18 protein-coding genes and 1 tRNA gene are annotated in these 23,329 nt (G+C 70.8%); 11 read left to right on the top strand and 8 right to left on the bottom strand.

The window, feature by feature from the left end:
- Nucleotides 1-13 precede the first annotated feature (13 nt).
- From IO39_RS33185 to IO39_RS55090, 7 genes are all read left to right on the top strand, one after another.
- Nucleotides 14-2,491 carry an ATP-binding protein gene (locus IO39_RS33185; RefSeq protein ID WP_043631484.1) on the top strand — a complete coding sequence of 826 codons (2,478 nt, stop codon included), beginning with the start codon at nucleotides 14-16 and terminating at the stop codon, nucleotides 2,489-2,491.
- On the top strand, nucleotides 2,488-4,800 hold the full coding sequence (locus IO39_RS33190) for a type IV secretion system protein (RefSeq protein WP_052423673.1): 2,313 nt from the start codon (nucleotides 2,488-2,490) through the stop codon (nucleotides 4,798-4,800). Before IO39_RS33185 ends, IO39_RS33190 begins: the two co-directional genes overlap by 4 nt.
- 3 nt (nucleotides 4,801-4,803) lie before the next feature.
- A complete protein-coding gene (locus tag IO39_RS33195) occupies nucleotides 4,804-5,430 on the top strand; it encodes a hypothetical protein (protein WP_043631487.1) in 627 nt (208 codons plus the stop codon).
- Entirely contained in the window at nucleotides 5,427-6,521 is a 1,095-nt protein-coding gene (locus IO39_RS33200) for a C40 family peptidase (protein WP_063765388.1), read from the top strand. Before IO39_RS33195 ends, IO39_RS33200 begins: the two co-directional genes overlap by 4 nt.
- Nucleotides 6,518-6,916: a (deoxy)nucleoside triphosphate pyrophosphohydrolase gene (locus IO39_RS33205; RefSeq protein ID WP_043631490.1), complete on the top strand. Its 399-nt coding sequence runs from the start codon at nucleotides 6,518-6,520 to the stop codon at nucleotides 6,914-6,916. The genes IO39_RS33200 and IO39_RS33205 overlap by 4 nt, the downstream gene beginning before the upstream one ends.
- A gap of 68 nt (nucleotides 6,917-6,984) precedes the next feature.
- On the top strand, nucleotides 6,985-8,454 hold the full coding sequence (locus IO39_RS33210; RefSeq protein ID WP_043631493.1) for a hypothetical protein: 1,470 nt from the start codon (nucleotides 6,985-6,987) through the stop codon (nucleotides 8,452-8,454).
- A gap of 98 nt (nucleotides 8,455-8,552) precedes the next feature.
- On the top strand, nucleotides 8,553-9,989 hold the full coding sequence (locus tag IO39_RS55090; RefSeq protein ID WP_043631497.1) for a hypothetical protein: 1,437 nt from the start codon (nucleotides 8,553-8,555) through the stop codon (nucleotides 9,987-9,989).
- A 50-nt stretch (nucleotides 9,990-10,039) separates the two neighbouring features.
- On the opposite strand, the gene IO39_RS33220 is transcribed toward IO39_RS55090, so the two are convergent.
- From IO39_RS33220 to IO39_RS33250, 7 genes are all read right to left on the bottom strand, one after another.
- Nucleotides 10,040-10,792, bottom strand: a complete 753-nt coding sequence (locus IO39_RS33220) for a succinate dehydrogenase/fumarate reductase iron-sulfur subunit (protein ID WP_043631500.1) — start codon at nucleotides 10,790-10,792, stop codon at nucleotides 10,040-10,042.
- Complete coding sequence (locus IO39_RS33225) at nucleotides 10,789-12,693, bottom strand: fumarate reductase/succinate dehydrogenase flavoprotein subunit (RefSeq protein ID WP_043631504.1); 1,905 nt, start codon at nucleotides 12,691-12,693, stop codon at nucleotides 10,789-10,791. Before IO39_RS33225 ends, IO39_RS33220 begins: the two co-directional genes overlap by 4 nt.
- 12 nt (nucleotides 12,694-12,705) lie before the next feature.
- Nucleotides 12,706-13,494 carry a succinate dehydrogenase subunit SdhC gene (sdhC, locus tag IO39_RS33230; RefSeq protein WP_043631507.1) on the bottom strand — a complete coding sequence of 263 codons (789 nt, stop codon included), beginning with the start codon at nucleotides 13,492-13,494 and terminating at the stop codon, nucleotides 12,706-12,708.
- 202 nt (nucleotides 13,495-13,696) lie between these two features.
- Entirely contained in the window at nucleotides 13,697-14,137 is a 441-nt protein-coding gene (locus IO39_RS33235; protein ID WP_043631509.1) for a response regulator, read from the bottom strand.
- 2 nt (nucleotides 14,138-14,139) lie between these two features.
- The gene (locus IO39_RS33240) at nucleotides 14,140-15,336 is read right to left on the bottom strand and encodes a sensor histidine kinase (protein ID WP_052423674.1); all 1,197 of its coding nucleotides are present in this window, start codon (nucleotides 15,334-15,336) and stop codon (nucleotides 14,140-14,142) included.
- 49 nt (nucleotides 15,337-15,385) lie between these two features.
- Nucleotides 15,386-16,522, bottom strand: coding sequence for a PP2C family protein-serine/threonine phosphatase (locus IO39_RS33245; protein WP_043631512.1), 1,137 nt, complete (start codon nucleotides 16,520-16,522; stop codon nucleotides 15,386-15,388).
- A gap of 32 nt (nucleotides 16,523-16,554) precedes the next feature.
- Nucleotides 16,555-17,484, bottom strand: a complete 930-nt coding sequence (locus tag IO39_RS33250; protein ID WP_043631514.1) for a LysR family transcriptional regulator — start codon at nucleotides 17,482-17,484, stop codon at nucleotides 16,555-16,557.
- 131 nt (nucleotides 17,485-17,615) lie between these two features.
- Here IO39_RS33250 and IO39_RS33255 point away from each other — a divergent pair, with 131 nt between their 5' ends.
- From IO39_RS33255 to IO39_RS33265, 3 genes are read left to right on the top strand one after another with little or no spacing between them, the layout of a single operon-like run.
- The gene (locus tag IO39_RS33255) at nucleotides 17,616-18,389 is read left to right on the top strand and encodes a succinate dehydrogenase cytochrome b subunit (RefSeq protein ID WP_084773911.1); all 774 of its coding nucleotides are present in this window, start codon (nucleotides 17,616-17,618) and stop codon (nucleotides 18,387-18,389) included.
- On the top strand, nucleotides 18,386-20,308 hold the full coding sequence (locus tag IO39_RS33260; RefSeq protein WP_043631516.1) for a fumarate reductase/succinate dehydrogenase flavoprotein subunit: 1,923 nt from the start codon (nucleotides 18,386-18,388) through the stop codon (nucleotides 20,306-20,308). The genes IO39_RS33255 and IO39_RS33260 overlap by 4 nt, the downstream gene beginning before the upstream one ends.
- Nucleotides 20,305-21,045, top strand: coding sequence for a succinate dehydrogenase/fumarate reductase iron-sulfur subunit (locus IO39_RS33265; protein WP_043631519.1), 741 nt, complete (start codon nucleotides 20,305-20,307; stop codon nucleotides 21,043-21,045). Before IO39_RS33260 ends, IO39_RS33265 begins: the two co-directional genes overlap by 4 nt.
- A gap of 292 nt (nucleotides 21,046-21,337) precedes the next feature.
- Here IO39_RS33265 and IO39_RS33270 read toward each other — a convergent pair.
- Nucleotides 21,338-21,414, bottom strand: a tRNA-Pro gene (locus IO39_RS33270).
- A gap of 254 nt (nucleotides 21,415-21,668) precedes the next feature.
- On the opposite strand from IO39_RS33270, the gene IO39_RS33275 reads away from it, so the two are divergent.
- Nucleotides 21,669-23,135: an AAA family ATPase gene (locus IO39_RS33275; RefSeq protein ID WP_043631521.1), complete on the top strand. Its 1,467-nt coding sequence runs from the start codon at nucleotides 21,669-21,671 to the stop codon at nucleotides 23,133-23,135.
- Nucleotides 23,136-23,329: the final 194 nt, after the last annotated feature.

Raw genomic sequence — 23,329 nt, forward strand, 5'->3', positions numbered from 1 at the left:
CCGAGGGGGCGGCATGAGCAGGGCGTCACGAGCGCACCAGCGCCTCGCGGTCCGCTACTTCGACGACCGCATCCTGCTCACGGACACCTGCGCATGGGCGTACTTCCGGCTTCCGACGGTCAGCTACGAGTTCGTCACGCCCGAGGAGCGCGAGGCGCTGGCCACCAACATCACGATCGCGCTGGCGGCGATCAGGATGCCCGACGCGGAGGTCCACCTGAGGGTGGCGCACCGCACCTACCCCGCGGCGGAGTGGGCCATGGCGCTGAACGCCACCTCCGACGAGGGGCCGGGCTGGCGCGACTACCTGGAGGAGATGTACCGGCACGTCTGGGCCAAGGACTTCTGGACCAAGGAGGTCTACCTGGGGGTGCGGCTCGGGCCCCGGGGCAAGCAGCTCGGCAGCGGCGTGCTGGCCCAGATCTTCGGCTTCTACCAGAAGACGGAGAAGGTGCTGGGGATGGAGGACGACCACGTACCCGACAGCGAGATCGGGCGGTGGACGGAGCAGGCCGAGCGACTCGGCCGGGCGCTCGCGTCGAGCGCTCTCTACGCCCGTCACGCCACCTCGGTCGAGGTGGCGTGGTTGTTCCAGCACGCCGCGGCGGGCGCACTCGGCGACCCGCCGCCGTCGGCGAGCCCGCGCAGGCGCTGGGGCAGGGGCGAGATCGAGTCGCTGGTCGAGGGCGAGATCCACAACGGCAGGTCGCTGCTGCGGATCGTGCAGCCGCAGGGAGACTCGTACGTGGCCCACCTGTCGTTCGCGCGCTTCCCCGACCTGATGCCGTTCCCCGACGGCGAGCCGTGGATGCACTTCGCCGACCAGCTCCCGTTCCCCGTGGAGATCTCCTCGCGGATGCGGCTGATCCCGCCGGTCAAGGCGTCCAAGGACGTGGCGCGCAAGCTCGCGCATGCCCGCGACATGGACCACCACATCCGCGAGGCGGGCGCGGAGGCGCCGCTGGCGCTGGCCGAGCAGATCGACGCGGCCCGGATGCTGGAGCACGGCATCACCAAGGAGCGGCTGCCCTTCGTGTACGGCTGGCACCGGCTGATCGTGGCGGCCCCGACCGAGGACATCTGCGTGCAGCGGGTGGAGGCGGTCGTCGAGCACTACCGCGACATGGGCATCGACGTGGTCAACTCCACGGGCGACCAGTTCTCGCTGTTCTGCGAGGCGCTGCCGGGTGAGCGGGTGCGGGTCAACGCCTACGCCCAGCGCCAGCCCCTGCGCACGATCGCCGGCGGCATGGCCACGGCCACCGTCGATCTCGGCGACCGGCTGGGGGAGGGCAGCGAGGGCTGGCTGGGGCCGTACATCGGCGAGACCGTCGGCAGGGCGCGCAGCATCGTGCACTTCGACCCGCTGGTGGCGGCCACCCGCAACCGGCCGACCGCCATCGCGATCACCGGCGAGCCGGGCGGCGGCAAGACCACGCTCGCGCTGCTGATGATCTACCAGATGGCGCTGCGCGGCGTGACGGTGGCGGTGATCGACCCGAAGGGCGACGCGGAGTCGCTGGTGCAACTGCTGGAGAAGCGGGGGCGCAAGGCCCGGGTCATCCCGCTCGGGTCGGCCGCGCCGGGCCTGCTGGACCCGTTCTCGTTCGGCGACGACATCGCGGCGAAGAAGACCATGGCCACCGAGACGCTGCGGCTGCTGCTGCCGCGCATGTCGGAGGAGCGCGAGTCGGCGATGATCCAGGCGGTGGCGGCGGTCTCCAACGGCGCGGACCCCTCGCTGGGCAAGGTCGTGGACTACCTGGAGCAGGCCGACGACCCGGCCTCGAAGAACCTGGGCGCGGTGCTGCGCTCCATGTCGGAGATGCACCTGGCCAGGCTCTGCTTCGACCCCTCCGGCGGCGAGCAGATCGACACCGAGGGGTGGACGACGGTGTTCACCCTCGGCGGGCTGACGCTGCCCGACGTGGCCACCGGCCGCGAGGACTACTCCTACGAGCAGCGGCTGTCGGTGGCGCTGCTCTACCTGGTGTCCCAGTTCGCGCGCAGGCTGATGAACGGCCTCGACCGGCGCGCCCCGAAGGCGATCTTCCTGGACGAGGCGTGGGCGATCACCTCCACGCCCGAGGGCGCCAAGCTGGTGCCCGAGGTCAGCCGGATGGGCCGCTCCCGCAACACCGCGCTCGTGCTGGTCTCGCAGAACGCGGGAGACCTGCTGAACGAGCAGGTGACCAACTGCCTGTCGTCCGTCTTCGCGTTCCGGTCCACCGAACGGGTGGAGGTGGACCACGTCATGTCCCTGCTCGGGGTGGAGCCGTCGGAGGAGCACAAGGCCGTGCTGCGCTCGCTGGGCAACGGCGAATGCGTATTCCGCGATCTGGATGGCAGGGCGGGCCGCATCGGAGTAGACCTGATCTCCGAGGAACTGCTCCGCTGGCTCGACACGAACCCGACGCACGACAAACCCGGCGGCGCCGGGCATCATGATCATCAAGGGGGCGTGGGCAGGGCGCAGGAGGTACGGTCATGAAGATCCGGCTATCCCGACGACTGGCGCTCGTGCTCGCGCTCGTGAGCGCCGTGCTGGTGGTGCCGCTGGTGCTGGGCGCCACCACCACCCCGGCCGCCGCGGCGCCCTGCGACCTGTCGGGGCCGCTCAACCCCGAGATGGTCGGCAGCGGCGTCGACGGCCTGATCCAGGCGCCGGCCCCGCCGGGCGGCCCGCAGGCGGCGACCACCAACTACGCCCAGTTCGGCATGAGCGGCCAGTTCTGGCACACGCACGAGCTGACCTGCTCCGACTACGTGGCCGTGCTGGGCAACATGTGGGCCAACGGCATCTTCACCGCGGCCAAGGCCGTGGACCGGCTGACGATCACCACGTACCAGGCGGCGGCGACCGAGGGACCGCTCCAGTCGATCAAGGACGTGGTCGACGACATCGTCATCAACCTGTCCAACGCCATGTACTGGCCGTACCTGCGGCCGATCGTCATCCTCGGCGCGATCTGGCTGGCCTGGTACGGGCTGATCCGCAAGCGGGCCACCACGACCGCCGAGGGCGTGATCTGGATGGTGCTGGCGGTCACCGTGGCGACCTGGTTCTTCAGCCGGCCGGGCGACTTCACCGGCCTGGGCAAGGTCGTCACCGACAAGACCGGCGAGGTCGTCAACTCCGCGTTCTCCGGCCTGCCCGGGGCGGGCGGCGCGTCCTGCCTGCCGCCGCCCGGCGCGACGACCCCGCAGGTCAAGGCGGGCGGCTACGCCCAGAGCGGCACTCCGGGCGTCGACCAGAACGCCGACGCGCTGTGGTCCACGCTGGTCTGCAAGCCATGGCTGGTGGGCCTGTTCGGCACCTCCGACCCGCAGCAGCCCGTGGTGCGCGACTGGGGCCGCAAGGTGCTGGAGATGCAGTCGGTCCCGCAGATCCAGGCCGGGCAGCCGGCCCCAGACGTGGGGGCCAGGCAGTCGGAGTACGCCTCGCTGGCCGACAAGCTCAGGAACGACCCCCGCTACGCCACCTTCTCCGGCCGCGACTGGTCCAACCGGCTCGGCGTCGCCGTCGGGGCGTTCATCGCGGCCCTGGTGGCGGGGCTGCTCATCTTCCTCGTGGCGGTCTCGCTGCTGGTGCTGAAGGTGGGCTTCCTGCTCCTGCTCATCCTCGGGCCGATCTTCCTGCTCATCGGCGTGCATCCGGGCAGCGGCCGCATCATCGCCATGCGCTGGGTGGAGATGCTCATCGGCACCCTGCTGCGGCAGGCGGTGCTGACGATCGTGCTGAGCGTCCTGGTCTACGGGTACGCGCTCATCATCTCCACCGCCATGCCCTGGGGCATGCAGGTGCTGTTCATGGCCCTGCTGACGATCGCGGTCTTCTTCTACCGGCGCCCGTTCCAGCACCTGTTCGCCTCGATGAGCGGCCACACGGTGACCACCCGCATGCTGGGCGAGGCCGCGAGTTCGTCGGTGCTGGAGCGGTCGGCCGGCACGCTGCCGCCGGTCGCCTCGGCCCGCATCGGGCGCTGGGGCCTGCGCAAGGCCGAGCCGCTCATCAGGGCGGCCGGCATGGCCAACCCGGCGGGCGCGGCGGCGTCCACCGCAGCCGGGCAGGTCCGCGCGCGCGCCGAGGAGGGCGACGGCACCGCCGCCGGCACCCGCATCCCCGCCACGGCGGCCCCGCTCGACACCGACCAGCAGGGCGGCAAGGCGGCCGGCCGGGCCACGCTCGAACCGCGCAGGGGCACCGCGCCCCCGCTCAACCTGGGCGCGCCGGCGCGTAGCCGCGGGCCCGCGGCGGGCGGCGGCGGCCCGCGCACCGGCGGCGGCTCCGCGGTCTCCGGCGCCACGGCCGCCTCGGGCGGCGCGCGTTCCGGCGGTTCCTCCGGTTCCTCGGGTTCGTCCGGGGGCTGGTTCGGCGGGGCGTCGGGCGGCGGCTGGGCCCGGCGCGGCGGCTCTTCCGGCGGCTCACGCGGCTCCTCCGCCGCGCGCGGCTCGCGCTTCGGCGGCTCTGGCGGCTCTGGCGGCTCCCGGTTCGGCGGGTCGCGCTCGCGCGGCTCGGGCGGCGGCGGGCTGTTCGGCGGCTCCGGCGGGTCGAACGGCTCGAACGGGTCGAACGGGTCGCGCGGCTCCGGCGGCGGGCTGTTCGGCGGCTCCGCACGTTCGGGCGGCGGCGGGTCGTCGTCCGCCTCCCGGATCTTCACCTCCGGCGAGCCGTCGTCCCGCTCCTCGGAGGCGCCTCCGCTCTGGCTGCGCAGCAGCGGCGACGGCGGCGGCGGCTCCGGAGGTGACCGGCCTTCCGTGCCCTTCTGGCTCAAACCGAATAATCCCGACAAGGACTGAAATATGGCGCAGCCGGGTGACAGGCGAGGGGTGGCCTTCGCCGCCGTCGTCGTGGTCATCGCAGCGGTCGGCATCTACCTGACGATGTGGCCGGACTCTCCCGAGCAGGCGGCGCCCGAGCCGGAGGCGACCCTCGTCACCGGCCCGGCCGTGGCGACGAGCACGCCGCTGGCGACCGCGAGCGCCGCGCCGTTCGACGTCTACTCCTACCTGCCGATGAGCAAGGAGCAGCTCGCCGCGGCGGCGGACGTGGCGGAGCGGTTCACCGCCGCGTACGGCACCTGGCGTCACGACGAGGACCCGGCCGCGTACGCCGAGCGGCTCAAGGCGTACACCACGGCCGAGCTCGGCGACACGCTGGCCAGGACGATGACCTCGGCGGGCACCGTCGAGCAGAAGCGCGCCGACGAGATCGTCTCCACCGCCACCGCCACGCTGAAGGAGATCAGGCAGGTCGACAAGACCTCCATCGTCTTCGTGGTCACCGCGAACCGGCAGGTCACCGCCAGGAGCGGCAACCAGCAGGTGGCGGAGGAGTTCGCGGTCACGGTCAGCCAGTCCGGCGCCGACTGGCGCATCTACGACATCCTGCCCTCCACCGACGGCCAGAAGGGGGACGAGCTCGGGTGAAACTGTCGCGAGGCCGCCTCGCCCTGATCCTCGGCCTGGCCGGGATGCTGCTCCTGGCGGCCGTGATCATCTCTCCGCTGCTGCTGATGTCGATGCCGTCGTTCCTCAGCAACGGCGGCACCACCGTCGACTGCGAGGACGACGCGCAGGTGGAGGAGGTCTCCGACTCGGCCACCTCCGACATCCCCGCCGAATACCTGGAGCTGTACGAGAAGCACGGCAAGAAGATCGGCGTCCAGTGGAACATCCTGGCCGCGGTGGGCAAGCGCGAGACCGACCACGGCCGCTCCGATCTGCCGGGCGTCAAGAGCGGCACCAACTCGGCGGGCGCGGCCGGGCCGATGCAGTTCCTCATCTCCACGTGGGGCGGCAAGGCCAGGATCCCGGCGACGGCCAAGGTCAACGGGTACGCCTCCGACGGCGACGAGGACGGCGTGGCCGACGTCTACAACCCGGCCGACGCGATCCTCGGCGCCGCCAAGATGCTCAAGCGCAACGGCGCGCCCGAGAACGTGCGGCGGGCGCTGTTCGTCTACAACCGGGCCTGGTGGTACGTCGACCAGGTCGAGGAGATCGCCAGGAAGTACGCCAAGTCCGGCGAGGTGAAGGTGCCGCCGCAGGCGTCCGAGGACTGCGACGACCCGCTGATCGAGGCCGCGCCGAGCGACCTCGTGGCCAAGATCCTGCAGTTCGCGCTGGCGCAGCGCGGCAAGCCGTACCTGTGGGGCGGGACGGGGCCCGACTCGTTCGACTGCTCCGGGGTGATCTACGCGGCGTACAAGGCGGCGGGGTTGTCGATCCCGCGTACGACGTTCGGGCAGTGGCCGTTCGGCGTGAAGGTGTTAGAGGGTCAGGAGCAGCCGGGGGACCTGGTGTTCTTCAACTCCGGCCCCGGCACCTCCCCGAACAACCCCGGCCACGTCGGTCTGGTCGTGTCGAAAGGCAAGATGCTGGAGGCCCGGTGCCGGCTCTGCGGGCCGATCAAGGTGACGAGCTACCAGGCGCGCGACAACCGGGTGGGCTTCACCCGTCCCCTCCAGAACCCCGACGTGCTGGAGCAGATCAAGAAGCTGCAGAATCCTTCCCTATGAAGCCCATGACTGTGGTGGTGGCCGCGGTGATCGTCGCTCCCGGCGCGCGGGTGCTGGCCGCCCAGCGCGCCGAGCCCGCCGCGCTGGCCGGCGGCTGGGAGTTCCCCGGCGGGAAGGTGGACCCCGGGGAGGACGACGAGACGGCCCTGGTGCGCGAGTGCCGGGAGGAGCTCGGCGTGGAGATCGCGGTGGGCGAACGCGTCGGCGGTGACTGGCCGCTGGCCGAGGGGTACGTCATGCGTGTGTGGCTCTGCTCCCTCGTCTCCGGCACCCCCGAGGCCAAGGAGCACCTGGCGCTGCGCTGGCTCGGGCCGGGCGAATACGGCGACGTCGAGTGGCTGGGGGCCGACCTGCCCATCATGAAGGCCGTGGAAAATCTGCTCCTCCCCGATTAGGCCGTCCCTCTCTGTGACACAATGATTACTAGCGGTAGTTTTGTCACGGCAGGGGGAGTTGGGGAGCGATGCGGCGTGGCTGGATCATCGCCGGAGCGCTGGTCCTGGCGGCGGTGCCCGCCGTGCCCGTGGCCGCGGCCGGGGTGTCGCTGGTGCTCGAACGCGTCAACGGCGCCGACGGGGTCGGCAAGTGGATGCGGACCGGCGACGTGCAGCGGTTCCGGGTGCGGATCAACGGGATGGCCAGAGGGGCCCGGGTGGCGGTGGCCGCCAGCCCGGCGGAGGCGCTGGCGGAGGTGGCCTGCGTGCCGTCCCCGGCGCAGGGCCCGGCCACGGGCCGTCCCGAGGCCGCCGGCGCCCCCCTGAGCGGCGCCGTGGCCGCCCCCTCGGCCGCCGGCCACACCCCAGACACGCGCTCCACCTCAGACGCGCGCTCGGCTCCGGACTCGCGCTCCGCTCCGGACTCGCGCTCCGCTCCGGACCCGCACCCCGCCTCGGCTGGGTACGGCACGGCGGCCGGGGCGCCGGCGGTGCGGGCGCTGGCCGCCGTGGGCGCCGCTGCGCCGGCGGACGGGGTCGTGCCGGGCACGCGGGTGTGCGCGCTGGGGAAGGTCGCCGGCGAGCGGGCCGTGGACGTCACGCTCAGGGCGCCTGAGGGGGCACGGAAGGTGGTGCTCGCGGCGGTGGCCCGGACCCGGGACGTCAAGGGCGGCGGCCTGACGACCATGAGCGAGACGACCGCCGTGCGGGTCAGGCAACAGCCCACGGAACACACCGGCGAGCCCACCACGGGCCGGGCCACGGGCCCGCTCACAGGCCGGGTCACGGGCCCGCTCACGGGACGCGCCGGGCAGCCGATCACCGGAGGGGCCCACGGGCCGATCGCGGGCGAAGCGGCGGTCCTCAGCGGCCCCGCACACCGCGTGCGACCGGAGAAGCGCCGCCCCAGCACGGACGCGGGGCGGAGCGCCTCAGGAGTGGGGCGGCCGGCCGCGGGTGCGGGTGAGGGGCGGAGGTCCGCCGTGGCCGGCGCGGACGGATCGACGCCGGCGGCGGGCACGGACGCGGGCAAGCGGGCGGAGGCCGTGGGCGCGGGGACGGGAGTCGTGGGTGCGGAGACAGGGGCGGGCCGGGCGTCGCGGGCTTCGGGGGAGTCGCGGGAGGGCGGCCTGCTGGCGGCCCGGGCTCAGGAGCCCGCCGCGGCGGCGGGCGGGCTTGTGCTGCCGGAGGCCGCACCCGGGAAGGCGCCTGGTGGCGCGGCGTCGGGAGGCTCCGGAGCGGCAGCCGCCGCGGAGCCCCGGGCGCCGGAGGTGGCGGGGCCGGTGGTCACGTTCCGGCCCGACGCGGCCAGTGGAGAGGCGCCGCTGCCGCTGGCCGTGGCCGTGAATGCGAAGCCGGTCGAGCCGGTCACGTGGGTGAGCCCGATCGACGGTCCCTGGGCGTTGCCCATGGTCGCGGGTGGCATCGGAGTGCTTCTGGGAGGCCTGTGGTGCATTGGCACGGTACAACGAGGACGTAACCGGAAAAAGGTGTTGTAATTCCGTCTTTACTGTTACTTTTACCCGGCTAGTATTCCCTTGACCATGGTTCCGGGAATCCGCGGAGGGCACCGGTGGCACGCACACGAGCGACAGCCGTGTCCGCTATCGTCCTGGCGCTCGGCCTGACGGGCGTCGGAGCGGCCCCGTTCATCACGCAGAGCGCCAGCGCGTCCGCCGCGCGGTTGGATCCTGTCGTCGAGCCCTGTGACGCCGACGTGTCGCTGTGCACCGACATCACGCCCGAGACCACGATCACGGTCACCACGACGCTGGGCTCGCCGAGCCCCACCGGGCCGGAGGAGGCGCCGGAGACGACGGTCACCAAGACCGTCACCGCGACCCCGACCAAGACCAGCAAGCCGCCGAGCCCGACCCCGACCAAGACCAGCACGCCTCCGCCGGTCCCGGAGACGACTCCGACGCAGAACCCGCAGCCGCTGCCCACGCAGAGCGTCGAGGTTCCGCCCGTCACCTCCACCACGCCCACGCCCGAGCAGTCCGTCGAGATGCCGACCATCGCGCCGACCGAGGCGGCCACCACCCCGCAGCCGAGCGAGACGCAGGTCGCCTCCACCGAGGAGGTGCTGGAGCTGCGGAAGGCGGCGCCGGAGTTCGACCAGACCGAGCTGACGCGCAAGCTCAGCATCCCGGCGCTGGTGCTGGTGCTGCTCGCGCTGTTCGCGGTGCTGATCTTCGAGGGACGGCTGCGCAGGATGGCCCACGCGGCGGCCGTGCGCAGGGCCGGCCCTCAGCACGCGGGGCCGCTGGGCGCGCAGCCGACCGCGCCCATGGGACCCCGGCCGGACCTGCCCCCGCACGGCGGCGGCTATCCGGCGGGGCCCGGTTACGCGGCGTCGGGCTTCCCGGCTCCGCCCACGTACCCGGGCGGCACGGCGTACGCGCCGATCATCAGCTTCGTGCCGGTGCAGACCTATCCGAGCGGCCCGCCCCAGTACGGCTACCAGGACCCGAACCATCCGTACCCGCCGCAGGGCTACATGCAGGAGCCCGGCGTGCACGGGGAGGCGCCGCCGGAGCCCGTGGTGCTGCACCCGGACGAGTTCGACTCCTACAGCGAGCCCCCGCGGCCGGCCGGCGAGCCGGCCCGCGAGCGCGACCTGTTCGAGCCGCTGGTGCCGCCGTCGCCGCCGCCCGCCGATATCCCGCCGGGCGGTGCGGAGCCCTACGACGGCGGTCTCGACCAGCCGCTCGGCCCGGCCTCCGCCGCCGAGCCCGGCGACTCGGAGCCGTGGGAGCAGGGCGAGCCCGGCTCGCTGTTCCGCCCGGCCGTGCCGCGCGACCCGAACGCGCCCAGGGACTACGAGCCGCCGCCGTACCTGCCGGCCGACGGCGACGTGACGGCCGTCCAGCCGCTGCCGCCCCAGCCCGCCCCCCAGGAGGCGTCACAGGAGGCGTCACAGAAGGCGTCGCAGGAGGCGTCACAGGAGGCACGGCAGCCGGAGGACGGGCCGCGCGAGCCGACCAAGGAGATGCCCGACCCCAAGCGCAGGCGGTTCGGCAGGAAGAAGTAGGCGAAAACGAGAGCGGGGGCCGGACATCCGGCCCCCGCTTCGTCATCCGCTCACTTGCCGCGCCGGAAGATCTTGTTGCCCAGCCACACCAGCGGATCGTACTTGCGGTCCACCACGCGCTCCTTCATCGGGATCAGCGCGTTGTCGGTGATCTTGATGTGCTCGGGGCAGACCTCGGTGCAGCACTTGGTGATGTTGCAGTAGCCGAGCCCGTGCTCCTGCTGGGCCGCCTCCTGCCGGTCCGCCACGTCGTAGGGGTGCATGTCCAGCTCGGCGATCCGCATGAGGAAGCGGGGACCGGAGAAGTTGGTCTTGTTCTCCTCGTGGTCGCGGATCACGTGGCAGACGTTGTTGCACATGAAGCACTCGATGCACTTGCGGAACTCCTGCGAGCGCTCGACGTCGACCTGCTTCATCCGGTATTCGCCCGGCCGCACGCCGCTCGGCGGCGTGAAGGAGGGGACCTCCCTGGCCTTCTGGTAGTTGTACGAGACGTCGGTCACGAGGTCCTTGATGACCGGGAACGTCCGCATGGGGGTGACCGTGATGGTCTCGTCCTCGGAGAAGGTGGACATCCGGGTCATGCAGCCGAGCCGCGGCTTGCCGTTGATCTCCATGCTGCACGAGCCGCACTTGCCCGCCTTGCAGTTCCACCGCACCGCCAGGTCGGGGGCCTGCGTGGCCTGGAGGCGGTGGATGATGTCGAGGACGACCTCGCCCTCGTTCACCTCGACGGTGAAGTCCTCGAGCCTGCCCTCTCCGCCCTCACCGCGCCAGACCTTGAACTTTGCCTTGTAGCTCATGACTTCTTCGCTATCCCGTCGAACTCGGCCATCTCTTCGTCGGTGAGGTACTTCTTCAGCTCGTCACGGTCGAACAGGGTGATCAGGTCGTCCCGCATGGGCGGCTGGACGCGTACCCGCACCTTGACCGAGGAGCCGTCCTCGGTGGAGCAGACGAGCAGCTTGCGGCGCCACTCCGGGTCCATCCCGGGGAAGTCGTCGCGGGTGTGCCCGCCGCGGCTCTCCTCGCGCATCAGCGCGGCGCGCGCCACGCACTCCGAGACCAGCACCATGTTGCGCAGGTCGATCGCGAGGTGCCAGCCGGGGTTGTAGATGCGCGAGCCGGCCGCCCCGACCAGGCGCACCCGCTCCTTGAGCTTCTCGACGACCTCCAGGGCCTCGGAGACCTCCTCGGCCTTGCGGATGATGCCGACCAGGTCGTTCATCGTGCGCTGGAGCTCGTGGTGGACCTCGTAGGGGTTCTCGCCGCTGCGGCCCAGCGGGGCCAGCGCCTCCTCCCTGGCGAACTCCACCTGCTCGGGCAGCACCTTGGGCCGGCTCGCGAGCGAGTCGATGTACTCGGCCGCGCCCGCGCCCGCCCGCCGGCCGAACACCAGCAGGTCGGAGAGCGAGTTGCCGCCCAGCCGGTTGGAGCCGTGCATGCCGCCGGAGACCTCGCCGGCCGCGAACAGCCCCGGCACGGCCGCCGCGCCGGTGTCGGCGTCGACCTCGACGCCGCCCATGATGTAGTGGCAGGTCGGGCCCACCTGCATGGGCTCGGCGGTGATGTCGACGTCGGCCAGCTCCTTGAACTGGTGGTGCATCGACGGCAGCCGCTTCTTGATCTCCTCGGCGGGCAGCCGGGTGGAGACGTCGAGGAAGACGCCGCCCTGGGGCGAGCCGCGCCCGGCCTTCACCTCGGCGTTGATCGCGCGGGCCACCTCGTCACGCGGCAGCAGCTCGGGCGGGCGCCGGTTGTTGGCCTGGTCGGTGTACCAGCGGTCGCCCTCCTCCTCGGTGGTGGCGTACTTGTCCTTGAAGACGTCGGGGATGTAGTCGAACATGAAGCGCCGGCCCTCGGAGTTACGCAGCACGCCGCCGTCGCCCCGGACGGACTCGGTGACGAGGATGCCGCGCACCGACGGCGGCCAGACCATCCCCGTGGGGTGGAACTGGATGAACTCCATGTTGATCAGGTTCGCGCCGGCGAGCAGGGCCAGGGCGTGGCCGTCGCCGGTGTACTCCCAGGAGTTGGAGGTCACGACGTAGGACTTGCCGATGCCGCCGGTGGCCAGCACCACGGCCGGGGCGTCGAAGAGCACGAAGTTGCCGGTCTCGCGCCAGTAGCCGAACGCGCCGGAGATCGCGTCGCCGTCCTTGAGCAGCCGGGTGACCGTGCACTCGGCGAAGACCTTGATGTAGGCCTCGTAGTCGCCGTGCGTCTCGTAGTCCTCCTGCTGGAGCGCGACCACGCGCTGCTGCAGGGTACGGATCAGCTCCAGCCCGGTACGGTCGCCCACGTGTGCGAGCCGTGGGTACTCGTGCCCGCCGAAGTTCCGCTGGCTGATCTTGCCGTCCTTGGTGCGGTCGAACAGCGCGCCCCACGCCTCCAGCTCCCACACGCGGTCGGGGGCCTCCTTGGCGTGCAGCTCGGCCATGCGCCAGTTGTTGAGGAACTTGCCGCCGCGCATGGTGTCCCGGAAGTGCACCATCCAGTTGTCGTCGGGGTTGACGTTGCCCATCGCCGCCGCCGCGCCGCCCTCGGCCATGACGGTGTGCGCCTTGCCGAACAGCGACTTGCAGACGATGGCCGTCCTCTTGCCCTGCTGGCGGGCCTCGATCGCGGCCCGCAGGCCGGCCCCGCCCGCGCCGATCACGACGACGTCGTACTCGTGGCGCTCTGTGTTGTGCGTGTTTTCCACTGAAAGCTGTCCTTACGCGTACGGGAAGTTGATGATGCCCTTGGCCACCAGGCGGACGTACAGGTCGGCGCCCATGACGGAGAACATCGAGGCCCACGCGAGGGGTTGGTGCTTGGCGTTGAGCTTGGAGACGAACCCCCAGGCCCGGTAGCGCAGCGGGTGGCGGGAGAAGTGGTTGAGCCGGCCCGCGACGATGTGCCGGCAGGAGTGGCACGACAGCGTGTAGGCGTTGATGAGGACGGCGTTGAGGATCAGGATCCAGCTCCCCAGGCCCGCCGGCTTGTGCACGAGCGCCAGCACGGCGTCGTAGGCCAGGATGAGACCGATCACGATGGCGGCGTAGAAGAAGTACCGGTGGACGTTCTGCATGATGAGCGGGAAGCGCCGCTCACCGGTGTACTTGCCGTGCGGCTCCTGCACCGCGCAGGCGGGCGGCGACAACCAGAAGGAGCGGTAGTAGGACTTGCGGTAGTAGTAGCAGGTCAGCCGGAATCCGCCGGGCAGGGCGAGGATGAGCAGGCCGGGCGACAGGGCGTACCAGTCGCCGATCGGCGCCCACCCGAACAGCTGCGCCCCTTCGGGGCACGTCACCGCGGCCAGGCAGGGTGAGGCGAACGGGGCGATGTAGGGATCGACGAAGATGCTGTTGTCGATGATCGCCCATACACCGTAGACGAGGAATGAGCTGAGCCCCAGGAACGTCACGAACGGGGTCAGCCACCATCTGTCTGTTCGCAGGGTGCGCACCTTGACTTGCGCACGTTGCCTTCGTACTGGAGCGTCGGGCGTCGTCTGGGTCATCGCGGACCTCTCCACCTCCCGCGGACCCCGTCGCGCAGGGGGCCCGTGGTTTCGTTTCGCTGGGCGCGCTCCTACGGAGGTGCCCGCTCGGGCGCGCGTTGGTGGGGGATACGTTACGACGACAGGATCGAAATTTGTGAGCGGGGTCACTCACTTTTTCGATGACTGACTGTGATTCCTGTCACCCTCGCGCGTCAGGACGCTACCCCTGGGCCGGCAACTTCACCACAGTGACGAAAAAATCATCGATTTGCCGGACAACTCGGATGAATTGCTCGAAATCCACCGGCTTCGCGACATAGGCGTTCGCGTGCAGCCGGTAGCTGTGGAGGATGTCCTCCTCGGCCTCCGACGTCGTCAGGATCACCACCGGGATCGTGCGCAGCTCGCTGTCGGCCTTCACCTCCCTCAACACCTCCATGCCGCTCATCCGGGGCAGGTTGAGGTCGAGCAGGATCAGGTCGGGGCGCGAGGCGTGGGCGAAGCCGTCCTGGCGGCGCAGGTACGCCATCGCCTGCTCGCCGTCGTTGACCACGTTGAGCCGGTTGCGCACCTTGTTGAGGTCGAAGGCCTCCTTGGTGAGCAGGACGTCAGCCTGGTCGTCCTCGACCAGCAGCACCTCGATCGGGCGCCATCCGTTCATCGTCAGCCTCTCGCCGCGGGGAGCGTCCAGCGGAACGTCGCGCCGTGACCCGCCGCCCGGGCCGGCCCGCCGCCGTCCGTCCCGGCGTCTGCCGCAGGGTCTTTCTCGTGTCCCGGGGTGCCGTCGAGCCACAACGTCCCGCCGTGATACTCGACGATCTTCCGGCACAGCGCCAGCCCGATGCCCGTCCCCGGGTACACGTCGCGGGGATGGAGGCGCTGGAAGATCAGGAAGATGCGGTCGGCGTACTTGGGCTCCACGCCGATGCCGTTGTCGGAGCAGCTGAACTCCCACATGTCGCCGGCCCGCCTGGCCCCGATGTGCACCCGCGGCGGCTCCTCCGAGCGGAACTTGACGGCGTTCTCGATCAGGTTCTGGAAGAGCTGGGTGAGCTGGAGCTGGTTGCCGATGACCGGGGGCAGCTCGTCCCGGGTGACGGTCGCGCCGGCGTCCTCGATGGCCGCCGAGAGGTTGTCCAGCGCCCGGTCCAGCGCGGCGCCCGAGTCGACCGTGCTCCTCTCCCCGGTCACCCGGCCGACCCGGGAGAAGTCGAGCAGGTCGTTGATGAGCAGCTGCATGCGCTTGGCGCCGTCCACCGCGTAGTGGATGTACTGCCTGGCCCGGTCGTCGAGCTGGGCGCCGTAGCGCTGCTCCAGCATCTGGGTGAAGCTGGCGACCTTGCGCAGCGGCTCCTGGAGGTCGTGGCTGGCCACGTACGCGAACTGCTCCAGCTCCCCGTTCGACCGGCGCAGCTCCTCGGTCTGGTCGGTGGCCACCCGCCAGGCCGCGACGATCCTGGCGCGCATGGAGTCGATGTGGCTGGACAGCTCGGCCAGCTCCCTGGGGCGGTCGACGTGCAGGTCGTGGTCGAAGTCGCCGCCGGCGACCGTACGGACCTGCTCGGTGAGCTGGTCGATGGGCTTGAGCACGGCGTAGCGCACCGTGACGCCCAGCCCGACGCCCCAGGCCAGTTGCAGCCCGAACAGCACGATCAGGGCCACGGTGAGCTGGTCGAGCTGCGCGCCCACGTCCGGCGCGGGGCCGAGCCGCCGGGCGTCGGCGATCAGCACCATGACCGACACGACGCCGCCGGTGAAGGTGACCGCCGCCAGCGCGCCGACCAGCAGGAACCAGCGGCGGGCCGGCAGCCTGCCCAGCCCGGTCGGCTCCTTGGGCGGAGGCAGGGGGTGGATGCTCATGGGCTCCTCCGTCCGTGCCGGGATCTCGGGCGCTTGCCGGCCACTCGGCTCACGGGCCTCTCCTTCGGACCATGAGCACGGCCAGGTCGTCGCTCAGCCTGCCCACGTGCCTGATGAGCCGGTCGAGGTCGATGCCGCCGTGCTCGCGTACCAGGTCGACCAGGCCCTCGACGCCCAGTGACCCGCTGGGCTCGCCCACGGCCGCCTCGATCAGGCCGTCGGTGTAGAGCATCATCGTCCACTCACCGCCCAGCGGGACGTCGATCACCGACCACTCCGCGTCGGGGAAGATCCCGAGCGGCGGGCCGGACGGCGTGCCGTCCACCACCTCGACGACGCCGTCGCGCACCAGCACCGGCGGCGGATGCCCGACCACGCGCATGCGGGCGTGGCTCAGGCCGGGGTCGACGGTGGCCATGCAGAGCGTGGTGAAGATCTCGGGCGCGTTGCGCTCGGCCCGCAGCAGCGTGTCGAGCGTGCGCAGCAGCGTGTCGCCGGTCTGCCCGGCCAGCACCAGCGTGCGCCAGGCGATGCGCAGCGCCACGCCCAGCGCCGCCTCGTCGGGGCCGTGCCCGCACACGTCGCCGATCACCAGGTGCACCGCGCCGTCGGGCGTCTGCACGGTGTCGAAGAAGTCGCCGGCCAGCGTGCCGCCGCTGCCCGGCAGGTAGCGGGTGAGGTGCTCGATGGACGTGGTGCGCAGCAGCGGGTCGGGCAGCAGGGCGCTCTCCAGCCGGGCGTTCTCCTTGGCCGTCAGCTCCGCCTGCACGAGCTTGAGCTGGGCCAGGTCGGCGCGCTTGCGCTCCATCGCGTACCTGATGGACCTGGCCAGCAGCCGCGCGTCCACGTCGCCCTTGACCAGGTAGTCCTGCGCGCCGGACTGCACCGCCGAGACGCCCACGTGGACGTCGCTGACGCCGGTCAGCGCCAGCACGGCCGTGTGCGGCGCGGCGACCGCGAGCACCCCCTCCAGCGCCTCCAGCCGGCTGGCGTCGGGCAGGTTGAGGTCCACCAGCACGCACTGGACCGCGGGGGTGAGCTTCTGCCTGGCCTCGCGCAGGCTGCGCGCCCGGAAGATCCTGGGCGGCGCCACGGCCTGCTTGAGCAGCTCCTCGACGAGGAAGGCGTCACCGTCATCGTCCTCGATGAGGAGGAGCGTCAGCGTTTCCGTGAGAATTGCCGTCAAAATTCCCCTCAGGGGAGTCGGGCCACTTGGGCTCATTCTGCGATGAGCGCGACCCCTTGTGGAAGCGTGCCGTCATGTCCGGCCTGAAGGACGAACGCCAGCAGGGTCTCCCTGAACGCCTGCGCGGCCCTCGTCGGCTCCACGTCCTTGCGGTGGGCCAGCGCGATCGTGCGGCTGAGCCCCGGCGGCGCCAGCGGGATGCCCTGCAGCCCGGGCCGCCCGTCGAGCACCATCGACGGCACCACGGCCACGCCCAGGCCCGCCTCCACGAAGCGCAGCACCGCGTCCATCTCGCCGCCCTGCACCGCGAACCGGGGCTCGAACCCGGCCTGCCGGCACGCCGCCAGCGTCGCCTCCCGCAGGTCGTAGCCGCGCCGGAACATCACCATCGGCCGCCCCCGCAGCTCCTCGATGCGCAGGTAGGGCCGCCGGACCGGCTCGTGGGAGGGCGAGACCACCACGAGGTTCTCGCGCAGGATCTCCTCGGTCACCAGCGCGGGGTCGTCGCTCTGCAGCGGCATGATGATCAGCGACAGGTCGAGCGCACCCCGGGCCAGCGCCCTGACCAGGTCACGCGAGCCGCCCTCCTCCACCAGCAGCTCGATGCCCGGGTACGCGCTGTGGAAGCGGGCCAGCGCGTCGGCCATCAGCCCCGCGCAGAGCGACGGCGTGGCCCCGATGCGCACCCGGCCGCGGCGCAGCCCGGCGAGCTGGGCCACCTCCTGCCTGGCGGTGTCGGCGTCGGCCAGGATGCGGCGGGCCAGCGGGAGCAGCGCCTCGCCGGCCGCGGTCAGCGTGACGTTGCCGCGCGCCCGCGAGAACAGCCGCGCGCCGAGGTCGTCCTCCAGCGCCTTGATCTGCTTGCTGAGCGACGGCTGCGCGACCCGCATGCGCTCGGCCGCCTGGGTGAAGTGCCGGGTCTCGGCCACCGCCACGAAGTACGCGAGCTGCTGGAACTGCATGTGATTTTCCTCGCACCGGCGCGGTGTAAGCCGGCCGTAAAGCCGCGCCTACCCGCATCATAGCCGGTGGCTATCGAAACCAGACCCGCGATGACTTGGACGGATCATCGCTGGATATCTAGCGTGAAGTCGTGACTGCCACGATAGAGCGCGGCTCCGCCACCGCGCCTGTTAACACCCCTGCTTCCAAGAAGAAGACTCCAACGCCGAAGACTTCAACGCCGAGGAAGCCGGGCGGGTTCCTGACCTCGTCCAACGGCAAGAAAGTCGTCATGGCCGTCACGGGCGCCGTGATGGTGAGCTTCCTCGTGCTCCACATGCTGGGCAACCTGAAGATCTTCTTCGGCCGTGACTCGTTCAACGAGTACGCCCACTGGCTGCGGACGCTGCTGGAGCCCTTCGCGCCGTACCGCACGGTGCTGACGATCCTGGAGATCGGCCTCGTGGTCGCGGTCGTCCTGCACATGTGGGCCGCGATCTCGCTGTCGCGCCGCGCGGGCAAGGCCAGGCCCGTCAAGTACGTGGCCAGGAAGTCGCAGGCGAACGGCTACGCCACGCACATCATGCGATGGGGCGGCGTGACCATCGTGCTCTTCGTGATCTGGCACCTGCTCGACCTCACCTTCGGCGTCGTCAACCCCGAAGGCTTCAACTCGGCCCCGGCCGACCGGATGATCTCCGGCTTCGACCCGTCCCGGTGGTGGGTCACCCTCATCTACTTCGTGGCCGTCGTCATGGTGGGCATGCACCTGCGCCACGGCATCTGGAGCGCCTTCCAGACGCTCGGCTGGGCCAACCGCGACCGCAACAAGGCCCTGCGCGCCACCGCCGGTCTCGTCTCCATCGTCCTGGTGATCGGCTTCCTGCTCCCGCCCCTCGCGATCACGTTCGGAGTTGTCAAGTGAAGTACACCGAAGGCCCCGAGATCAGGGACACCAAGGCTCCCGACGGGCCCATCGAGGAGCGCTGGGAGAAGCGCAAGTTCAGCGCCAAGCTGGTCAACCCGGCCAACAAGCGCAAGCTCAACGTGATCGTCGTCGGCACCGGCCTGGCGGGCGGCTCCGCCGCGGCGACGCTCGGCGAGCTGGGCTACAACGTCAAGTCCTTCTGCTACCAGGACTCGCCCAGGCGCGCCCACTCCATCGCCGCCCAGGGCGGCATCAACGCCGCCAAGAACTACCGCGGCGACGGCGACTCGATCTACCGCCTCTTCTACGACACGGTCAAGGGCGGCGACTTCCGCGCCCGCGAGTCGAACGTCTACCGCCTGGCCCAGGTCTCGGTGAACATCATCGACCAGGCCGTGGCCCAGGGCGTGCCGTTCGCCCGCGAGTACGGCGGCCTGCTCGACACCCGCTCGTTCGGCGGCGCCCAGGTCTCCCGCACCTTCTACGCCCGCGGCCAGACGGGCCAGCAGCTCCTGCTGGGCGCGTACCAGGCGCTGGAGCGGCAGGTCGCGGCCGGGACCGTCGAGATGCACACCCGCCACGAGATGCTCGACCTGATCGTCGCCGACGGGCGGGCGCGCGGCATCATCGTGCGCGACATGGTGACCGGCGAGATCGAGCGCCACCTGGCCGACGCCGTGGTGCTGGCCACCGGCGGCTACGGCAACGTGTTCTTCCTGTCCACGAACGCCAAGGGCTGCAACACCACCGCCATCTGGCGGGCGCACGAGCGCGGGGCGTACTTCGCCAACCCCTGCTACACGCAGATCCACCCGACCTGCATCCCGGTGTCGGGCGAGTACCAGTCGAAGCTGACGCTCATGTCGGAGTCGCTGCGCAACGACGGCCGCGTGTGGGTGCCGCTGCGCAAGAACGACGAGCGCGCCCCCGGCGACATCCCGGAGGAGGAGCGCGACTACTACCTGGAGCGCATCTACCCCAGCTTCGGCAACCTGGTGCCGCGTGACATCGCCTCCCGCGCCGCCAAGAACGTCTGCGACGAGGGCCGCGGCGTCGGCCCCGGCGGCCTGGGCGTCTACCTCGACTTCCGCGACGCGATCAACCGCCTCGGGCGCGACGCGGTCGAGAAGAAGTACGGCAACCTGTTCGAGATGTACGAGCGCATCACGGGCGAGAACCCGTACGACGTGCCGATGCGCATCTACCCCGCCGTGCACTACACCATGGGCGGCCTGTGGGTGGACTACGACCTGCAGTCCACGATCCCCGGCCTGTTCGTCATCGGCGAGGCCAACTTCTCCGACCACGGCGCCAACCGCCTCGGCGCGTCCGCGCTGATGCAGGGCCTGGCCGACGGATACTTCGTGCTCCCCACCACGATCGGCGACTACCTGGCCAACGGCCCGTACGGCGACGTGGACGAGGAGGCCGTGGCCGAGGCCGAGATCAAGGTCCGCAACAAGATCGATCGCCTGCTCTCCGTCAACGGCACCCGCACCCCCGACTCCTTCCACCGCGAGCTGGGCAGGCTCATGTGGGACTACTGCGGCATGGAGCGCACCGAGGAGTCGCTGCGCAAGGCGCTGGAGCGCATCCCCGAGCTGCGCGAGGAGTTCTGGCAGAACGTCAAGGTGACCGGCACCGCCGAGGAGCTCAACCAGGTGCTGGAGAAGGCCGGCCGCGTCGCCGACTTCTTCGACCTGGCCGAGCTGATGTGCCTGGACGCCCTGGTCCGCACCGAGTCCTGCGGCGGTCACTTCCGCGCCGAGTCCCAGGACGCCGACGGCGAGGCGCTGCGCGACGACGAGAACTTCGCGCACGTCTCGGCCTGGGAGCACACCCCTGACGGGCCGGTGCTGCACAAGGAACCGCTCGAGTACGAGTACGTCAAGATGACCCAGCGGAGCTACAAGTGAACCTGACCCTGCGCGTTTGGCGTCAGAAGGACCAGTCCGACAAGGGTCGGATGGTGACGTACAAGGTGGAGGACGTCTCCCCGGACATGTCGTTCCTGGAGATGCTGGACGTCCTCAACGAGCGCCTCATCCTGGAGGGCGACGACCCGATCGCCTTCGACCACGACTGCCGCGAGGGCATCTGCGGCATGTGCGGCATGGTCATCAACGGCGTCGCCCACGGCGAGCAGCGCGCCACGACGACCTGTCAGCTGCACATGCGCCACTTCGAGGACGGCGCCGAGATCACCATCGAGCCGTGGCGCGCGGCCCCGTTCCCGGTCGTCAAGGACCTGGTGGTGGACCGCAGCGCGTTCGACCGCATCATCCAGGCGGGCGGCTTCGTCTCGGTCCCGGCCGGCTCGGCCCCGGACGCCCACAGCGTCCCGGTCCGCAAGGAGGACGCGGACGCCGCCTTCGACGCGGCCACCTGCATCGGCTGCGGCGCCTGCGTCGCGGCCTGCCCGAACGGCTCCGCCTCCCTCTTCACCGCCGCCAAGATCACCCACCTCAGCCTGCTGCCCCAGGGCCAGCCGGAGCGCCTGTCGCGCGCCAAGGCCATGGTGGACCAGATGGACGCGGAGGGCTTCGGCGGCTGCACCAACACGGGCGAGTGCACGGCCGTGTGCCCGAAGGGCATCCCGCTGGACGCCATCGCCCAGATGAACAGCGACTACCTCAAGGCCAACGCCAAGTAGGCCACGCCCTCCGGCAGGGATGACAGCCTGAGACCACCCCAAGCGAACGGGCTTCGCACGGGGTGGTCTCAGGCTGTCCTGCTTGTGGCACCTCGCGGCCTGTCGGCGACCGCCCGGCCGCCCTGGACGACGCGTTTCCTGATGAGGACGCAGGCCGCCAGGGCCGGGTAGATGAGCAGCCGCACGGGCTCGTCTCTCTGCTGTCCGGCTCGGGGGTCACGCCCGGTTGGTCGCTCACCAACGCGAAAGGGTGCCACCTCTGCGGGTGACACCCTCATCGACCAGCGAAATCTGGTCGGGACGACAGGATTTGAACCTGCGACCCCTTGACCCCCAGTCAAGTGCGCTACCAAGCTGCGCTACGTCCCGGTCACGTCGCCGGCTCCACCGGGGTGGTGCCTGCGATCGACCATTACCTTACAGGAGGTTCGGAGTCGCCTGCTTCCTCAGGACATGAGCACCGGCAGCGCGATGCCTAGTTCCGGTCCGGCCAGGGGGCGCGCCAGGCAGAGCGGTTCCTGGCGAAGGACGCGTGTCAGACAGAAGAAAAATGATGCGACGGTGAATGATAGCTACAGCTATGATAGCTGCAGCTATCATTCTCGGAAGGCGGCGGTGGAAGAGTGGAGAAGCCGGCGCGGTTGTTCGGTCGTGACGAGGAGTGGGAAGCGCTCGCCGACTTCGTCGCTGCTCCCACCACGGGTGCCACGCTAGGGCTGGTGTACGGGCGGCGCCGCCAGGGTAAGACGCTCATGCTCGAACTTCTCGCGCAGGCGAGCGGGGGCCTGCTCTTCGCCGCGACCCAGCAGAGCGAGACGCAGAACCTCGCCGATCTGGGCGCCGCCTACGCCGCCCATCGAGGGCTGCGGCAGCCGGTCTCGTTCGGCGACTGGCGAGAAGGGCTCGACGAGCTCTTGCGTCTTGGTGAGGAACGCGCCGTCCCCGTGATCATCGACGAGTTCCCCTACCTGATCTCCGCCACGCCGGCGCTGCCGTCGTACCTGCAGCAGGCGCTCAGCCCGACGGGGCACGCGAAGGAGCACACCCGCACCCGGCTGATCCTGTGCGGCAGCGCGCTCACCACGATGGCCGAACTGCTGGGCGGGGGAGCGCCGCTGCGCGGTCGGGCGGTGCTCGAACTCGTGGTGCGGCCCTTCGGCTTCAGGGACGCCGGCGCGTTCTGGGGGCTGACGGCGGATCCCGAGCTGGCCTTCCGGGTTCATGCCCTGGTCGGTGGCACTCCCGCGTACCGGGAGATGTGCGGTGGCTCGGGACCGGACGATCTCGGTGCTTTCGACCGTTGGGTGCACCGGCGGTTGCTGAACCCCGCCTCGGCGATGTTCAGGGAGGGCGGGCTGCTGCTGCGGGAGGAGCCGTCGATCGTCGACCCGACCTCGTTCGCCGCTGTCCTGGCCGCCATCAGCGCGGGTAACCACCGCCGTACGGAGATCGCCGCCGCCCTGGGACGGCCCGTCAGCGCGCTGGGCCACCTGCTCACCGGCCTGCGGGGCATCGGACTCGTCGAGCAGGTGGACGACGCCCTGCGGCAGAAGCGCAGCGTGTACCGGATCGCCGAGCCGATCGTCCGGCTGCACCAGCTCATCACGCAGCGGAGGGAGCCCGAGCTGGTGGCGGGCAGAGCCGTGCGGGTCTGGCAGTCCAGCGCCGACACGGTGGGGTCCAAGATCTACGGTCCGCACTTCGAGGACCTGGCCCGCGAATGGTGCTTCCTGCATGCCTCGGACGACACGCTGGGCGGCACCGCGAGCGCCGTACGTCCCAGCACGATCTCGTGTCGCACGCACCGGCAGGGGCACGAGCTCGACGTGGTGGTTACGGAGACCGATTCGTCCGTGCCTGATCGGATCACGGCGATCGGCGAGGCCAAGGGGACTCTCGGGCCCATGGACGTGGCGCAGTTGCAGCGGCTGGAACACCTGCGTGCCCTGCTGCCGGACGTCCAGGTCGACGCCCCGCCCAAGCTGCTGCTGTTCGCGCGCGCCGGTTTCAGCGAGGCGCTGGTGACGGCGGCGCGCGGGCGGGCGGACGTGGAGTTGGTCGATCTCCGCCGTCTGTACTCGGGGGAGTGAGTTCTGGCGACCCCATCAGGTAACTCGTGTGTCACCTGATTTGTATGCTCGCCGACATACTAGATGGGGGAAAGCGGCAGGTGATCACGCCCGTTGATCCTCTCGTGCGTCTCAAGACCTGATCACCGTGCCGCAGCGCGATCTCATGGAGACCGGGTAGCGGCACAGGCGCGGCGCAGGAGGGACGTGCTGCT

Origin of the sequence: Nonomuraea candida (assembly GCF_000725485.1) — a bacterium.
GTDB classification, from domain to species: Bacteria; Actinomycetota; Actinomycetes; order Streptosporangiales; family Streptosporangiaceae; genus Nonomuraea; species Nonomuraea candida.

Bases quoted from the DNA above. Each gene is read 5' to 3' on its own strand.
- IO39_RS33185 (WP_043631484.1), top strand. From the start codon at position 14: ATGAGCAGGGCGTCACGAGCGCACCAGCGCCTCGCGGTCCGCTACTTC.
- IO39_RS33190 (WP_052423673.1), top strand. From the start codon at position 2,488: ATGAAGATCCGGCTATCCCGACGACTGGCGCTCGTGCTCGCGCTCGTG.
- IO39_RS33195 (WP_043631487.1), top strand. From the start codon at position 4,804: ATGGCGCAGCCGGGTGACAGGCGAGGGGTGGCCTTCGCCGCCGTCGTC.
- IO39_RS33205 (WP_043631490.1), top strand. From the start codon at position 6,518: ATGAAGCCCATGACTGTGGTGGTGGCCGCGGTGATCGTCGCTCCCGGC.
- IO39_RS33210 (WP_043631493.1), top strand. From the start codon at position 6,985: ATGCGGCGTGGCTGGATCATCGCCGGAGCGCTGGTCCTGGCGGCGGTG.
- IO39_RS33220 (WP_043631500.1), bottom strand. From the start codon at position 10,792: ATGAGCTACAAGGCAAAGTTCAAGGTCTGGCGCGGTGAGGGCGGAGAG.
- sdhC (WP_043631507.1), bottom strand. From the start codon at position 13,494: ATGACCCAGACGACGCCCGACGCTCCAGTACGAAGGCAACGTGCGCAA.
- IO39_RS33235 (WP_043631509.1), bottom strand. From the start codon at position 14,137: ATGAACGGATGGCGCCCGATCGAGGTGCTGCTGGTCGAGGACGACCAG.
- IO39_RS33240 (WP_052423674.1), bottom strand. From the start codon at position 15,336: ATGAGCATCCACCCCCTGCCTCCGCCCAAGGAGCCGACCGGGCTGGGC.
- IO39_RS33250 (WP_043631514.1), bottom strand. From the start codon at position 17,484: ATGCAGTTCCAGCAGCTCGCGTACTTCGTGGCGGTGGCCGAGACCCGG.